The organism is Enterobacter sp. MGH 24 (assembly GCF_000493015.1).
In the GTDB taxonomy this organism is placed as follows: Bacteria; Pseudomonadota; Gammaproteobacteria; order Enterobacterales; family Enterobacteriaceae; genus Enterobacter.
Genome location: NZ_KI535657.1, coordinates 1,244,894 through 1,260,473, shown reverse-complemented (window position 1 = coordinate 1,260,473; position 15,580 = coordinate 1,244,894). Strand labels below are relative to the sequence as shown.

Sequence of the window (15,580 nt, the reverse complement as noted above, 5' to 3'; positions counted from 1 at the left end):
AACTAATACTCCGCGCCATAAATAGCTCGGCCAAAGAATTAGGAGCGTGTAGGATGGCGGAAAGCTTTACGACGACTAATCGTTTTTTCGACAATAAACATTATCCGCGCGGGTTCTCTCGTCACGGCGATTTCACCATCAAAGAGGCGCAGCTGCTTGAGCGCCATGGTTATGCCTTTAACGAGCTGGATCTGGGTAAGCGTGAACCTGCTACCGAAGACGAAAAACAGTTTGTTTCTGTTTGCCGTGGTGAGCGTGAGCCGGAGTCTGAAGCGGAACGTGTATGGATCAAGTACATGGCGCGCATTAAGCGTCCAAAGCGCTTCCATACGCTGTCTGGCGGTAAGCCGCAGATGGAAGGTGCAGAAGACTACACCGAGTCTGATGATTAAAATGAAGAGAAGGGGCTACGGCCCCTTTTTTATGCCAGCAATTTCTGCAAATGCAGCAGTAAACGATCGATAGCGCGGTAGCTCAGCGCCTCCTGCAAATGTTTCCTCTCAATGTCAGTGCACCCCTCGACGTCAGCAATGGTTCTGGCCACTTTCAACAAACGCTGCCACGCACGTATGGACAGCCCGAACCGCGTCAACGTCTCCTCCAGCCATCCCGCATCCTCAACGTTAAGAGAACAAAACTGCCGGATCCCGGCATTATCCAGCCGTGCATTCAGCCTGTTCTGGCGGGCGTACTGGCGTGTCTGGGCTGCAATCACCCGCTCGCGTACATCCGCTGAGCTTTCACCTGTTATGCCTGTTTGCCTGAGCAGACCCGGCGGGGGAAGGGGTATTTCGAGGGATAAATCGAAACGGTCGAGGAACGGACCGGATAACTTACCCAGATAGCGCAACGTCTGCTCTGGCGTACAGCGGTTATGGTTGCCCTGGTAGTGACCCGTCGGGCTGGGATTCATCGCCGCAACCAGCTGAAACTGCGCGGGATAGCTTATTTTGGCCCGCGTGCGTGAGATATGTATCTCACCAGATTCAATGGGTTCCCTCAGTGCATCCAGCACGCGGCGCTCAAACTCAGGCAGCTCATCAAGAAACAGAATGCCATGGTGTGCCAGCGAGATCTCTCCCGGCCCGGGGATAGACCCTCCGCCGACCATTGCCGTTAGTGAAGCGCTATGATGCGGAGAACGAAAAGGACGGCGGCGCCACTGTTTTTGCAACGACGTAGAACTGATAAGGCTGTATATGGCGGCGCTTTCCAGCGCTTCATGATTATTGAGCGGTGGAAGCAACCCGCTCAACCTGCTTGCCAGCATCGTTTTACCCGTACCCGGCGGACCAATTAACAGAAGATTGTGTCCACCTGCAGCCGTAATCTCTAGCGCCCGTTTCCCTTGCTCCTGTCCCATAATCTCGCTGAGATCCTCTGGTGCATCCGCTATAACATCATCACACTCCTCCGGCTCGGACAGTTCATGTCGCCCTTCCAGCCAGGCACAAACTTCCTGTAAATGCCCCGCGATGAGACACCCCTTCTCGGCGATAAGACTCACTTCTGATGCGTTTTCATTGGCGACAATGATTTGCCGCCCTGCACGTATGGCTTCCAGCGCTCCCGATATCGCACCGGGAACGCCTCTTAACGCGCCTGTGAGCGCGAGTTCGCCAACGAACTCATACGAGCCTAGCCGTGTCGTATTAAGCTGCTCAGAAGCCGCGAGAAGGGCAATTGCGATAGGTAAATCGTATCGTCCCCCCTCTTTAGGCAGATCGGCAGGGGCAAGGTTGATGGTGATCTTCTTCGCGGGGAAGGTATAACCGCTATTTATTATTGCGCTGCGAACGCGATCCCTGGCCTCCTTAACCGTCGTTTCAGGTAACCCGACAAGCGTGAGGCCGGGTAGTCCATTACTCAAATGAACCTCGACGGAAATAAGCGGTGCCTTTACCCCGAGAGCCGCACGCGTATAAACAACTGACAGTGACATTTGCACTACCTCCTGGTGTGACTATGCCAGCGCCTGCTTTGTCTTTTTAGCGTCATTTTGCGGATTTACGCTGCCTGTTCAGAGATTTTAAGCGCGTAATGAAACTATTGCATAACCGTGGAAGCCTCCTCGCAGAATGCAAAAAGCCCCGTTTTGATGGTTGGAACCTCAGTAAAAAAATGAAAAATATTCATTTTCTAATTTCCGTATGTAAAACAACGGTTTTAAGAAATATGATTCGCTGCCTAATCAAATCCGTCATAAATAAATCTTGTGTTTGATTTGAAAACTGTGATAACTCTTTAGGTATTCCTTCGAACAAGATGCAAAAAGAACTGAAAATGACAGCCCTTCTACGAGTGATTAGCCTGGTCGTGATTAGCGTGGTGGTGATTATTATCCCACCGTGCGGGGCTGCACTTGGACGAGGAAAGGCTTAGAAATCAAGCCTTAACGAACTAAGACCCCCGCACCGAAAGGTCCGGGGGTTTTTTTATGACTAAAAAACGTAAATGAGGAGCAGAGAATGACGACTAGCACAAAATTCTGTTTCTCCCGATTTATGACGGGGAACTAACTATGAATGGGGCACAGTGGGTAGTACATGCGTTGCGCGCGCAGGGAGTCGAAACAGTCTTCGGTTATCCGGGTGGCGCAATTATGCCGATTTACGATGCACTGTATGACGGCGGCGTGGAACATCTCTTGTGCCGACACGAGCAGGGCGCAGCGATGGCTGCCATCGGCTATGCCAGAGCGACCGGTAAAACCGGCGTGTGTATGGCAACTTCAGGCCCGGGCGCAACGAACCTCATCACCGGCCTGGCTGACGCGTTGCTGGATTCCGTTCCCGTTGTCGCCATCACCGGGCAGGTGGCGTCTCCGTTTATCGGTACCGATGCTTTTCAGGAAGTCGACGTCCTCGGTTTATCGCTGGCCTGCACCAAACACAGCTTCCTCGTCCAGTCTCTGGAAGAGCTGCCGCGCGTAATGGCAGAAGCGTTCGAAGTGGCAAACTCAGGTCGTCCTGGTCCGGTTCTGGTCGATATCCCGAAAGATATCCAGGTTGCACTCGGCGATCTGGAGCCGCACTTCTCGACCGTTGAAAGCGACAATGCGTTTCCGGATGCGGAGGTTGAAGAGGCCCGTCAGATGCTGGCGCAGGCAAAACAGCCGATGCTGTACGTCGGCGGTGGCGTCGGCATGGCGCAGGCCGTTCCAGCTCTGCGCGAATTTATCGCAACAACGCAGATGCCAGCGACCTGCACGCTGAAAGGTCTCGGTGCTGTCGATGCGGATTACCCATACTATCTGAGCATGCTGGGGATGCACGGCACCAAAGCGGCAAACCTGGCGGTGCAGGAGTGCGACTTGCTTATCGCCGTAGGTGCCCGTTTTGACGACCGCGTCACCGGCAAGCTGAATACCTTTGCGCCAAACGCCAAAGTCATTCATATGGATATCGACCCGGCGGAGATGAACAAGCTGCGTCAGGCGCACGTTGCGCTGCAGGGCGATCTCAACGCGCTGTTACCCGCATTGCAGCAGCCGCTGGATATCAACCCATGGCGTCAGCACGCCGCAGACATGCGCGCCGAGCACGCCTGGCGTTACGACCACCCCGGCGAGGCCATCTACGCGCCGCTGCTGTTGAAGCAGTTGTCCGACCGTAAACCGGCTGACAGCGTCGTCACCACCGACGTAGGCCAGCACCAGATGTGGTCCGCGCAGCACATGACCTACACCCGCCCGGAAAACTTCATCACCTCCAGCGGGTTAGGGACGATGGGCTTCGGTCTGCCAGCTGCCGTTGGTGCGCAGGTTGCCCGCCCGAACGATACCGTTATCTGTATCTCCGGTGACGGCTCCTTCATGATGAACGTTCAGGAGCTCGGCACCGTTAAGCGTAAGCAGTTGCCGCTGAAGATCGTGTTGCTCGACAACCAGCGTTTAGGGATGGTTCGCCAGTGGCAACAGCTGTTCTTCCAGGAGCGCTACAGCGAAACGACGCTCACCGATAACCCCGACTTCCTCACCCTGGCCAGCGCCTTCGGCATCCCTGGTCAGCACATTACCCGTAAAGATCAGGTTGAAGCGGCGCTCGACACCCTGTTGAACAGCGATGGGCCTTACCTGCTTCATGTCTCAATCGACGAACTCGAGAACGTCTGGCCGTTGGTACCGCCAGGTGCCAGTAACTCACAAATGATGGAGAAATTATCATGATGCAGCATCAGGTCGCCGTACAGGCTCGCTTCAACCCGGAAACCTTAGAACGCGTTTTGCGCGTGGTGCGTCATCGTGGTTTTCAGATTTGCTCTATGAATATGGAGACGGCCACTGACGCCCAAAATATCAGTATCGAATTAACCGTTGCCAGCCCGCGGTCGGTCGACTTACTGTTTAGTCAATTATCAAAGCTGGTAGACGTTGCCCATGTTGCCATCTGCCAGAGCACAACCACATCACAACAAATCCGCGCTTAAGCGTGACAGGACGAAAAAATGACGACAAAAAAAGCTGATTACATTTGGTTCAACGGTGAGATGGTTCGCTGGGAGGACGCGAAGGTCCACGTGATGTCCCACGCGCTGCACTACGGTACCTCCGTATTTGAAGGCATCCGCTGCTACGATTCTCACAAAGGGCCAGTGGTGTTCCGCCATCGCGAACACATGCAGCGTCTGCATGACTCAGCCAAAATTTATCGTTTCCCGGTTTCTCAAAGCGTCGACGAGCTGATGGAAGCCTGCCGCGACGTGATCCGTAAAAACAACCTGACCAGCGCCTATATCCGTCCGCTGGTGTTCGTGGGCGACGTCGGTATGGGCGTGAACCCGCCTGCTGGCTATACCACCGATGTGATCATTGCCGCGTTCCCGTGGGGTGCTTATTTGGGTGCTGAAGCCCTGGAGCAGGGGATCGACGCAATGGTCTCTTCCTGGAATCGCGTGGCGCCAAACACCATCCCGACAGCCGCGAAAGCAGGCGGTAACTACCTCTCTTCACTACTGGTCGGTAGCGAAGCGCGCCGTCACGGCTATCAGGAAGGTATCGCCCTGGACGTGAATGGCTACATCTCTGAAGGTGCGGGCGAAAACCTGTTTGAAGTGAAAGACGGCATCCTCTTCACGCCGCCGTTCACCTCGTCCGCGCTGCCGGGAATTACCCGTGACGCCATCATCAAGCTGGCGAAAGATCTGGGTATCGAAGTGCGCGAGCAGGTGCTGTCCCGTGAATCCCTGTATCTGGCCGATGAAGTGTTCATGTCCGGTACCGCGGCTGAAATTACGCCGGTACGCAGCGTAGACGGCATTCAGGTGGGCGAAGGCCGCTGCGGTCCGGTCACCAAACGCATTCAGCAAGCCTTCTTTGGCCTCTTCACCGGCGAAACAGAAGATAAATACGGCTGGTTGGATCAGGTTAATCACTAAGCATAAATTTGGGACGGCACGCACCGTCCCATTAAATAGTCAGACGGGAGTCAATAAAGCATGCCTAAGTATCGTTCAGCCACCACCACCCACGGCCGTAACATGGCGGGAGCCCGCGCGCTGTGGCGCGCCACCGGAATGACCGACGCCGATTTCGGCAAGCCGATTATCGCCGTGGTGAACTCCTTCACCCAGTTTGTACCGGGCCACGTGCACCTGCGCGATCTCGGTAAGCTAGTTGCCGAGCAAATCGAAGCCTCTGGCGGCGTGGCGAAAGAGTTCAACACCATTGCGGTGGATGACGGTATCGCGATGGGTCACGGGGGCATGCTCTATTCACTGCCGTCGCGCGAGCTGATCGCCGACTCGGTTGAGTACATGGTTAATGCCCACTGCGCCGATGCGATGGTCTGCATCTCCAACTGCGACAAAATCACCCCGGGGATGCTGATGGCCTCCCTGCGCCTGAACATTCCGGTGATCTTCGTCTCCGGTGGTCCAATGGAAGCGGGGAAAACCAAGCTCTCCGACAAAATCATCAAGCTCGACCTGGTCGATGCGATGATCCAGGGCGCGGACCCGAAAGTCTCTGACGAGCAGAGCGATCAGGTGGAACGCTCCGCGTGTCCGACCTGCGGCTCCTGTTCCGGTATGTTCACCGCCAACTCCATGAACTGCCTGACCGAAGCGCTGGGTCTTTCTCAGCCGGGTAACGGCTCGCTGCTGGCGACCCACGCCGACCGTAAGCAGCTGTTCCTCAACGCCGGTAAGCGCATCGTTGAGCTGACCAAACGCTACTACGAGCAGGACGACGCCAGCGCGCTGCCGCGCAACATTGCCAGCAAAGCTGCGTTCGAAAACGCGATGACGCTGGATATCGCCATGGGCGGCTCCACTAACACCGTTCTGCACCTGCTGGCCGCCGCACAGGAAGCCGAAATCGACTTCACCATGAGCGATATCGACAAGCTGTCCCGCAAAGTCCCGCAGCTGTGTAAAGTCGCGCCGAGCACCCAGAAGTACCATATGGAAGACGTACACCGCGCGGGCGGCGTGCTGGGCATTCTGGGCGAGCTGGATCGCGCCGGGCTGCTGAACCGTGACGTGAAAAACGTGCTTGGCCTGACGCTGCCTGAGTCGCTGGACCAGTACGACGTCATGCTGACCAAAGACGACGCGGTGAAAAAAATGTTCCGCGCCGGTCCAGCGGGTATTCGCACCACCCAGGCATTCTCGCAGGATTGTCGCTGGGATACCCTGGACGATGACCGCGCCGAAGGCTGCATCCGCTCGCTGGAACACGCCTACAGCAAAGACGGCGGTCTGGCCGTGCTGTACGGTAACTTTGCGGAAAACGGCTGCATCGTGAAAACCGCAGGCGTGGACGACAGCATCCTGAAATTCACCGGTCCGGCGAAAGTGTACGAAAGCCAGGATGAAGCGGTAGAGGCAATTCTCGGCGGCAAAGTGGTGGAAGGCGACGTGGTTGTCATTCGCTACGAAGGGCCGAAAGGCGGTCCCGGCATGCAGGAGATGCTCTACCCAACCACCTTCCTGAAATCCATGGGACTCGGTAAGGCGTGTGCGCTGATCACCGACGGGCGTTTCTCCGGCGGCACCTCCGGCCTCTCTATCGGCCACGTTTCCCCGGAAGCGGCAAGCGGCGGCAATATCGCCATCATCGAAGACGGCGACCTGATCGAAATCGACATTCCGAATCGCGGCATTCAGCTCAAGCTGAGCGACCAGGAAATTGCGGCCCGTCGTGAAGCGCAGGAAGCCCGCGGTGACAAAGCCTGGACGCCGAAAGACCGCCAGCGTGAAGTCTCCTTCGCCCTGCGCGCCTACGCGAGCCTTGCCACCAGTGCAGATAAAGGCGCGGTGCGCGATAAATCTAAACTTGGGGGCTAATGATGGCCGAGTCACAACCCTTATCCGCCGCCCCTGAGGGGGCGGAATACCTGAGAGCGGTGCTGCGTGCCCCGGTCTATGAAGCCGTGCAGGTTACGCCCCTGCAGAAAATGGAAAAACTCTCTTCGCGCCTCGACAACGTAATCCTGGTGAAGCGCGAAGACCGTCAGCCGGTGCACAGCTTTAAGCTACGCGGCGCCTACGCGATGATGGCCGGGCTGACCGATGAGCAAAAAGCGCGCGGCGTGATTACCGCCTCGGCAGGTAACCATGCGCAAGGCGTGGCGTTCTCGTCTGCCCGTCTGGGACTGAAGGCACTGATCGTGATGCCGGTCGCTACCGCAGACATCAAAGTCGACGCGGTGCGCGGTTTCGGCGGCGAAGTGCTGCTCCACGGGGCTAACTTCGACGAAGCCAAAGCCAAAGCGATCGAGCTGGCGCAGCAGCAGGGTTTCACCTGGGTGCCGCCGTTTGATCATCCGATGGTGATTGCCGGGCAGGGCACGCTGGCGCTTGAACTGCTGCAGCAGGATGCCCATCTCGACCGCGTTTTCGTTCCCGTTGGCGGCGGTGGCTTAGCCGCGGGCGTGGCGGTGCTGATCAAACAGCTGATGCCGCAGATCAAAGTCATCGCCGTTGAGGCGGAAGACTCTGCCTGCCTGAAGGCGGCGCTGGATGCGGGTCATCCGGTAGACCTGCCGCGCGTCGGGCTGTTTGCCGAGGGCGTGGCGGTGAAGCGCATTGGAGATGAAACCTTCCGCCTGTGCCAGGAGTATCTCGACGATATCGTCACGGTTGATAGCGATGCTATCTGCGCGGCGATGAAAGATCTCTTCGAGGATGTACGCGCGGTGGCGGAACCTTCCGGCGCGCTGGCGCTGGCGGGGATGAAAAAATACGTCGCGCAGCACAACATTCGCGGCGAGCGTCTGGCGCACGTGCTGTCTGGTGCCAACGTGAATTTCCACGGTCTGCGCTACGTTTCCGAGCGCTGCGAGCTGGGGGAACAGCGGGAAGCGCTGCTGGCGGTGACCATTCCGGAAGAGAAGGGCAGCTTCCTGAAGTTCTGTCAGCTGCTGGGCGGTCGTTCGGTGACGGAATTTAACTACCGTTTTGCCGATGCCAAAGACGCCTGCATTTTTGTCGGCGTGCGTCTGAGCCGCGGCGTGGAGGAGCGCAAAGAGATCCTCAACCTGCTGCATGAGGGCGGCTACAGCGTGGTCGATCTCTCTGACGATGAGATGGCGAAGCTGCACGTGCGCTACATGGTCGGCGGGCGTCCATCGAAGCCGCTCAGGGAACGTCTGTTCAGCTTCGAGTTCCCGGAATCGCCGGGCGCGCTGCTCAAGTTCCTGCACACGCTGGGCACGCACTGGAACATCTCTCTGTTCCACTACCGCAGCCACGGCACCGACTACGGCCGCGTGCTGGCGGCGTTCGAACTGGGCGAGCACGAGCCCGATTTCGAAACGCGGCTGAACGAGCTGGGCTATGAGTGTCACGACGAAACTCATAACCCGGCGTTCAGGTTCTTCCTTGCGGGCTAAGGGTTGAGCTGCGTGTAGGCCGGGTAAGCGCAGCGCCACCCGGCTTTAGTGGTTCGGCAATATCGTCCAGAACGCATCAATAAGCGGCTCATGCAGCCGCTTTTTTTGTGCGCACACGCCAAGCTCAAACGGCGTCTTCTCGTCGCTGCGCTCCAGAATCATCACGCGATTGCGCACCGGCTCCGGGCTGTTCTCCAGCACCACTTCCGGCAGCAGTGCCACGCCGCAGCCCAGCGCTACCATCGACACCATCGCCTCATGGCCGCTGACCGTGGCGTAAATCGACGGGTTGCTGATTTTCTGACGGCGGAACCACAGCTCAATGCGGCGGCGCACCGGCCCCTGATCGGCCATGATAAACGGCACCGTGGACCAGTCCGGCTTTTCCACCGACACCTGGTTACGCACCGGGCAGGGCAGCGCCGGGGCAATCAGCACCACAGCAAGATTCTCCAGCATTGAGAATGCCACCGCGCCCGGCAGGGTTTCAGGTTTCCCGGCAATGGCGAGATCCGCTTCGCCCGTCACCACTTTTTCCATTGCGTCGGAGGCATCGCCGGTGGTGAGCTTAATTTCAACCGACGGATGCGCCGCGCGGAAGCGGTCGAGAATGGGCGGCAGATGGCTATAGGCGGCGGTCACGGAGCAGAAAATATGCAGTTCGCCGGAAAGTGACGGCCCCTGCTGGTCAATCGAGTGCCGCAGCTGCTGGTACTGCAACAGCGTCTGCTGGGCAAAAATGCGCAGCTCTTCACCCGCTTCCGTGAGGGTGACGGTGCGGTTATCGCGCACGAACAGCGGCTGGCCGAGGTCTTCCTCAAGGCGCTGGATCTGGCGTGAAAGCGTGGAGGGGCTAACGTGCATCGCCCGGGCGCTGCGGCCAAAATGGCGGCTTTCCGCCAGGTGCAGGAACATTTTTAGATCGCGTAAATCCACCGATTCCACTCCCTCTTTTTATATTGCAAAAATTGCAACATGACGTTGTGAATATATCAATTTCCGCAATAAATTTCCTGTTGTAATGTGGGTACATTCTCGCTGAAACGCGAACCGAACAATAAGACACACAACATCACGAGGTATCACCCATGGCTAACTACTTTAATACACTGAACTTGCGCCAGCAGCTGGCGCAGCTGGGCAAATGCCGCTTCATGGCGCGCGACGAATTTGCCGATGGTGCGAGCTACCTTCAGGGTAAAAAAGTGGTCATCGTCGGCTGTGGCGCACAGGGTCTGAACCAGGGCCTGAACATGCGTGACTCCGGTCTGGATATCTCCTACGCCCTGCGTAAAGAAGCGATTGCTGAGAAGCGTGCTTCCTGGCGCAAAGCGACCGAAAACGGCTTCAAAGTGGGTACCTACGAAGAGCTGATCCCGCAGGCGGATCTGGTGGTTAACCTGACGCCAGACAAGCAGCACTCTGACGTTGTGCGTTCCGTACAGCCGCTGATGAAAGACGGCGCCGCGCTGGGTTACTCCCACGGCTTCAACATCGTTGAAGTGGGCGAGCAGATCCGTAAAGACATCACCGTAGTGATGGTGGCACCGAAGTGTCCGGGTACAGAAGTGCGTGAAGAGTACAAACGTGGCTTCGGCGTGCCGACCCTGATCGCGGTTCACCCGGAAAACGATCCGAAAGGCGAAGGCATGGCGATTGCCAAAGCATGGGCAGCGGCGACCGGCGGCCACCGTGCAGGCGTTCTGGAATCGTCCTTCGTTGCGGAAGTGAAATCTGACCTGATGGGCGAGCAGACCATTCTGTGCGGCATGCTGCAGGCCGGTTCTCTGCTGTGCTTCGACAAGCTGGTGGAAGAAGGCACCGACCCGGCCTACGCGGAAAAACTGATTCAGTTTGGCTGGGAAACCATCACCGAAGCGCTGAAGCAGGGCGGTATTACGCTGATGATGGACCGTCTGTCCAACCCGGCCAAACTGCGTGCTTACGCGCTGTCTGAACAGCTGAAAACCATCATGGCACCGCTGTTCCAGAAACACATGGACGACATCATCTCCGGTGAATTCTCTTCCGGCATGATGGCGGACTGGGCGAACGACGATAAAAACCTGCTGACCTGGCGTGAAGAGACCGGTAAAACCGCGTTCGAAACCGCACCACAGTATGAAGGTAAAATCGGCGAGCAGGAGTACTTCGATAAAGGCGTACTGATGATCGCGATGGTGAAAGCAGGCGTTGAGCTGGCGTTCGAAACCATGGTGGATTCCGGCATCATCGAAGAGTCTGCGTACTACGAATCTCTGCACGAGCTGCCGCTGATTGCCAACACCATCGCCCGTAAGCGTCTGTACGAAATGAACGTGGTTATCTCTGATACCGCAGAATACGGTAACTACCTGTTCTCTTACGCCTGCGTACCGCTGCTGAAAGAGTTTATGACCACTCTGCAGACGGGCGATCTGGGCAAAGCGATTGCGGAAGGTGCCGTGGATAACGCGCAGCTGCGCGATGTGAACGAAGCGATTCGCAGCCACCAGATCGAGAAAGTGGGTCACAAACTGCGTGGCTACATGACCGATATGAAGCGTATTGCGGTAGCGGGTTAACAACCTTGTCGGGTGGCGCTTCGCTTACCCGACCTACAAAACCGTAAGATGTAGGCCGGGTAAGGCGTAGCCGCCACCCGGCTTTTTTAATTGCGATACAGTACCTTAATAATGTGATACCCGAACTGAGTATGCAGCGGGCCGGTTGGCTCCAGCACCGGGCAGGAGAACACCACTTTATCGAACGCCGGTACCATCTGGCCCTGACGGAACTCACCCAGATCGCCGCCGCGTTTGCCTGACGGGCAGATAGAGTGCTTCTTAGCCAGCTTGCCGAAGTCGGCTCCATTTTTAATCTGCTCCAGAAGATCTAAAGCCAGTTTCTCTTCTTTAACGAGGATGTGCACTGCTGCTGCTGTTTTTGCCATGATCTTGCCTTGAATAGGTTGAAATAAATCGGGGCGCAATATACCACGCGTCAGCGGCGATAAAGCACCTTAATGATATGGTAGCCAAATTTGGTTTTTACCGGGCCGTAGGGCTTCAGAAGGGGGCAGCTAAAGACCGCCTGATCGAACGGGCCGACCATCGCACCTTGTTGAAACTCGCCGAGATCCCCGCCATTGCGGCCGGATGGGCATTTAGAATAACGCTTCGCCAGATGATCAAAGCTGATGCCGCGCGCCAGCTTGGTCAGGATCTCCTGGGCCAGTTTCTCTTCTTTTACCAGAATATGCAGGGCTGCTGCGGTCTTTTTCATGGTTCTGCTCTACGGGTTAAACGCGATTTCTCCACTTTATCATTAGCCGGTAAATCTGCGCCCGGCTTTCTGCTACAATCCACACCCCGTTCGAAGATTGAGCAACACTCCCATGCGTTTAAACCCTGGACAACAACAAGCGGTCGAATTCGTTACTGGACCATGCCTGGTGCTGGCAGGGGCCGGTTCGGGTAAAACCCGCGTGATCACCAACAAAATCGCCCATCTGATCCACAACTGCGGGTATCAGGCGCGACACATTGCGGCGGTCACCTTTACCAATAAAGCGGCGCGCGAGATGAAAGAGCGTGTCGCTCAGACGCTGGGCCGTAAAGAGGCGCGCGGCCTGATGATCTCCACCTTCCACACGCTGGGGCTGGATATCATCAAACGCGAGTATGCGGCGCTGGGAATGAAGTCCAACTTCTCGCTCTTCGATGACACCGATCAGGTGGCGCTGCTCAAAGAGCTCACCGAGGGGCTGATCGAAGATGATAAGGTGCTGTTGCAGCAGCTGATCTCGACGATCTCGAACTGGAAAAACGATCTAATGACGCCGGCCCAGGCCGCGGCGATCGCCAAAGGCGAACGGGATCGGATCTTCGCCCACTGCTACGGTCTGTACGATGCGCATATGAAAGCGTGCAACGTGCTGGATTTTGACGACCTGATCCTGCTGCCGACGCTGCTGCTGCAGCGCAATGAAGAGGTGCGCGAGCGCTGGCAGAATAAAATCCGCTACCTGCTGGTGGATGAATATCAGGATACCAACACCAGCCAGTACGAACTGGTGAAGCTGCTGGTGGGGCAGCGCGCGCGTTTCACCGTGGTAGGCGACGACGACCAGTCGATTTACTCCTGGCGCGGTGCACGCCCACAAAATCTGGTGCTGCTGAGCAAAGATTTCCCCGCCCTGCAGGTGATTAAGCTGGAGCAGAACTACCGCTCCTCCGGGCGTATCCTGAAAGCGGCAAACATCCTGATTGCCAATAACCCGCACGTATTTGAGAAGCGTCTCTTCTCCGAGCTGGGCTACGGCACGGAGCTGAAAGTGCTCAGCGCCAACAATGAAGATCATGAAGCGGAGCGCGTGACGGGCGAACTCATCGCTCACCACTTCGTCAACAAAACCGAATATAAGGATTACGCGATCCTCTATCGCGGCAATCACCAGTCGCGCGTCTTTGAAAAGATGCTGATGCAGAACCGCATTCCGTACAAAATCTCGGGCGGCACGTCGTTCTTCTCACGACCAGAAATCAAAGATCTGCTGGCCTATCTGCGCGTGCTCACTAACCCGGATGATGACAGCGCGTTTCTGCGCATCGTGAATACGCCAAAACGCGAGATTGGCCCGGCGACGCTGCAAAAGCTTGGCGAGTGGGCGATGACCCGCAACAAAAGTATGTTTACCGCCAGCTTCGACATGGGGCTGAGCCAGACGTTAACCGGACGCGGGTATGACTCGTTAACCCGCTTCACCCACTGGCTCGGCGAAGTGCAGCGTCTCGCGGAGCGCGAGCCGGTGGCGGCAGTGCGCGATCTCATTCACGGCATCGACTATGAGTCCTGGCTGTATGAAACCTCAGCCAGCCCGAAAGCGGCTGAGATGCGCATGAAAAACGTTAACCAGCTCTTCAGCTGGATGACCGAAATGCTGGAGGGCTCTGAAATCGACGAGCCGATGACCCTGACGCAGGTGGTCACCCGCTTTACCCTGCGCGACATGATGGAGCGCGGCGAGAGCGAAGAAGAGGCCGATCAGGTTCAGCTGATGACGCTGCATGCGTCAAAAGGTCTGGAGTTCCCGTATGTGTATCTGGTCGGCATGGAGGAGGGGTTGTTGCCGCACCAGAGCAGCATTGATGAAGACAACGTCGACGAGGAGCGCCGTCTGGCCTACGTGGGGATCACCCGTGCGCAGAAAGAGCTGACGTTCACGCTGTGTAAAGAGCGCCGCCAGTATGGTGAACTGGTCCGCCCGGAGCCGAGTCGTTTCCTGCTGGAACTGCCGCAGGATGACCTGATCTGGGAACAGGAGCGTAAAGTGATTACCGCAGAAGAGCGGATGCATAAGGGACAGGCTAACGTGGCAAACATTCGCGCCATGCTGGCAAAAGCCAAAGAGAAAGGATAAGTCCGAAGGGCTTGTAGGCCGGGTAAGCGCAGGGTATGAACCGGAAACATGGGTAACACTTTAGACCGGATACATGGGTAACAGTTATAACTGGCATAGAAGAGGAGACTCGCTATGCCCTGGACTGAGACCCGACCTATGCAACGCCTTGATTTTATCCGTGCCTGCCATGCAGGTACGGATTCTTTTTCAGCCCTCTGCCGTCTCTTCGGCATCAGCCGAAAAACCGGTTACAAATGGCTTCAGCGTTTTGACCCCTCTGACCTGTCATCTCTCTCTGACCGGTCGCGTGCTCCGCACTCCCACTCCCGGACGGTTCCTGATGATATCGCCGGGCAGCTTACGGCCCTGAGGCAAAAACACCCTGACTGGGGGCCGAAAAAACTGCGGATGTGGCTGCTCAATCATCACGTCGATTTTACCGTCCCTGCTGCCAGCACTATCGGCGATATCCTCAAGCGTGAAGGCCTGGTTCCGGATAAAAAGCGAAAACGCCGAACCCCGGGCAATCGCCAGCCCCTGACCATCATCAGTGAGAACAATCAGGTCTGGAGCGCTGATTTTAAAGGCAAGTTCAGGCTGCTGAGCAGAGAGTACTGCCATCCCTTCACCCTGACCGACAATCACAGCCGGTATCTTCTGAGCTGCCGGGGAACCGACCGGGAGAGCGAGCCCTTCGTCAGACAGTGCCTGACGGATGCGTTCCTGGAGTACGGTCTGCCGGAAGTGCTCAGAACCGATAACGGGCAGCCCTTCGCGGGAACAGGGATAGGCGGACTAAGTCGTCTTGCCGTCTGGCTAATCAAGCTGGGCATCAGGCCAGAGCGTATCAGAAAGGGTCATCCGGAAGAAAACGGCCGTCATGAGCGAATGCACCGCTCCCTGAAAAGTGCGGTGAAACAGGGCAACACCTTCATGACGATGGAAGAACAACAGCGGTGGTTCAGTGACTACCGGGAGGAGTTTAACCACGAAAGGCCGCATGAAGCCCTGGCGGGTGCAACGCCCGGAACGGTGTGGAAACCCTCGAACCGGCACTGGGATGGCAGTGTTCCTGAATACGCGTATCCGGAAGGCGGTACGGTCTACAGGGTGAAATCGCGGGGGACACTTTATATGGGGAAAAAGGGGACGGTGTTCCTGAGTGAAGCGCTGACTGATGAGTACATCATGCTGGAAGAACAAGATGATGGCCTTGAGGCCATCATCTTTAACGGAATAACGCTTGCGTACTACGACCGAAAAACCCAGAGTGTGCTCCGGATAGACTAAAAAGTGTTACCTATGTTCCCGGTCTGATCTGTCACCTATGTATCCGGTCATACAGCAGCGCCACCCGGCATTT

The 15,580-nt window shown here is 56.8% G+C and carries 15 protein-coding genes; 11 read left to right on the top strand and 4 right to left on the bottom strand.

Annotated features, from left to right (window positions below):
* Nucleotides 1-53: 53 nt before the first annotated feature.
* Nucleotides 54-392, top strand: coding sequence for a MaoP family protein (locus tag L370_RS15820; protein WP_023309658.1), 339 nt, complete (start codon nucleotides 54-56; stop codon nucleotides 390-392).
* Nucleotides 393-421: 29 nt separating this feature from the next.
* Here the strand turns inward: L370_RS15820 and L370_RS15825 are convergent, their stop codons facing one another.
* Nucleotides 422-1,942, bottom strand: coding sequence for a YifB family Mg chelatase-like AAA ATPase (locus tag L370_RS15825; RefSeq protein WP_023333833.1), 1,521 nt, complete (start codon nucleotides 1,940-1,942; stop codon nucleotides 422-424).
* Between the two features lie 341 nt (nucleotides 1,943-2,283).
* Here L370_RS15825 and ilvL point away from each other — a divergent pair, with 341 nt between their 5' ends.
* From ilvL to ilvA, 7 genes are all read left to right on the top strand, one after another.
* Complete coding sequence (ilvL, locus tag L370_RS22590) at nucleotides 2,284-2,382, top strand: ilv operon leader peptide (protein ID WP_001311244.1); 99 nt, start codon at nucleotides 2,284-2,286, stop codon at nucleotides 2,380-2,382.
* 86 nt (nucleotides 2,383-2,468) lie between these two features.
* A complete protein-coding gene (ilvX, locus tag L370_RS23605; protein WP_166792073.1) occupies nucleotides 2,469-2,519 on the top strand; it encodes a peptide IlvX in 51 nt (16 codons plus the stop codon).
* Nucleotides 2,520-2,521: 2 nt separating this feature from the next.
* Nucleotides 2,522-4,168: an acetolactate synthase 2 catalytic subunit gene (ilvG, locus tag L370_RS15830; protein WP_023333832.1), complete on the top strand. Its 1,647-nt coding sequence runs from the start codon at nucleotides 2,522-2,524 to the stop codon at nucleotides 4,166-4,168.
* Nucleotides 4,165-4,428, top strand: coding sequence for an acetolactate synthase 2 small subunit (gene ilvM, locus L370_RS15835; protein WP_006179206.1), 264 nt, complete (start codon nucleotides 4,165-4,167; stop codon nucleotides 4,426-4,428). The genes ilvG and ilvM overlap by 4 nt, the downstream gene beginning before the upstream one ends.
* An 18-nt stretch (nucleotides 4,429-4,446) precedes the next feature.
* Nucleotides 4,447-5,376: a branched-chain-amino-acid transaminase gene (gene ilvE, locus L370_RS15840; RefSeq protein WP_023309654.1), complete on the top strand. Its 930-nt coding sequence runs from the start codon at nucleotides 4,447-4,449 to the stop codon at nucleotides 5,374-5,376.
* Nucleotides 5,377-5,436: 60 nt separating this feature from the next.
* Nucleotides 5,437-7,287, top strand: a complete 1,851-nt coding sequence (gene ilvD, locus L370_RS15845) for a dihydroxy-acid dehydratase (protein WP_023333831.1) — start codon at nucleotides 5,437-5,439, stop codon at nucleotides 7,285-7,287.
* 2 nt (nucleotides 7,288-7,289) lie between these two features.
* A complete protein-coding gene (ilvA, locus tag L370_RS15850; protein ID WP_155858068.1) occupies nucleotides 7,290-8,834 on the top strand; it encodes a threonine ammonia-lyase, biosynthetic in 1,545 nt (514 codons plus the stop codon).
* 45 nt (nucleotides 8,835-8,879) lie between these two features.
* On the opposite strand, the gene ilvY is transcribed toward ilvA, so the two are convergent.
* Nucleotides 8,880-9,770 (bottom strand): HTH-type transcriptional activator IlvY, encoded by an 891-nt coding sequence (ilvY, locus tag L370_RS15855; RefSeq protein WP_023333829.1) that lies wholly within the window; start codon nucleotides 9,768-9,770, stop codon nucleotides 8,880-8,882.
* A 152-nt stretch (nucleotides 9,771-9,922) separates the two neighbouring features.
* Here ilvY and ilvC point away from each other — a divergent pair, with 152 nt between their 5' ends.
* Entirely contained in the window at nucleotides 9,923-11,398 is a 1,476-nt protein-coding gene (ilvC, locus tag L370_RS15860) for a ketol-acid reductoisomerase (protein WP_023333828.1), read from the top strand.
* An 86-nt stretch (nucleotides 11,399-11,484) separates the two neighbouring features.
* Here ilvC and ppiC (L370_RS15865) read toward each other — a convergent pair whose 3' ends face one another.
* Nucleotides 11,485-11,766, bottom strand: coding sequence for a peptidylprolyl isomerase PpiC (gene ppiC / locus L370_RS15865; RefSeq protein WP_003017999.1), 282 nt, complete (start codon nucleotides 11,764-11,766; stop codon nucleotides 11,485-11,487).
* A 50-nt stretch (nucleotides 11,767-11,816) separates the two neighbouring features.
* Nucleotides 11,817-12,098: a peptidylprolyl isomerase PpiC gene (gene ppiC, locus L370_RS15870; protein ID WP_023333827.1), complete on the bottom strand. Its 282-nt coding sequence runs from the start codon at nucleotides 12,096-12,098 to the stop codon at nucleotides 11,817-11,819.
* A 112-nt stretch (nucleotides 12,099-12,210) separates the two neighbouring features.
* Between ppiC (L370_RS15870) and rep the strand changes: the two genes are divergently transcribed.
* Together rep and L370_RS15880 are read left to right on the top strand one after the other, a co-directional pair.
* Nucleotides 12,211-14,235, top strand: a complete 2,025-nt coding sequence (rep, locus tag L370_RS15875) for a DNA helicase Rep (RefSeq protein WP_023333826.1) — start codon at nucleotides 12,211-12,213, stop codon at nucleotides 14,233-14,235.
* Nucleotides 14,236-14,349: 114 nt separating this feature from the next.
* Nucleotides 14,350-15,507, top strand: coding sequence for a DDE-type integrase/transposase/recombinase (locus L370_RS15880; protein ID WP_023332995.1), 1,158 nt, complete (start codon nucleotides 14,350-14,352; stop codon nucleotides 15,505-15,507).
* Nucleotides 15,508-15,580: the final 73 nt, after the last annotated feature.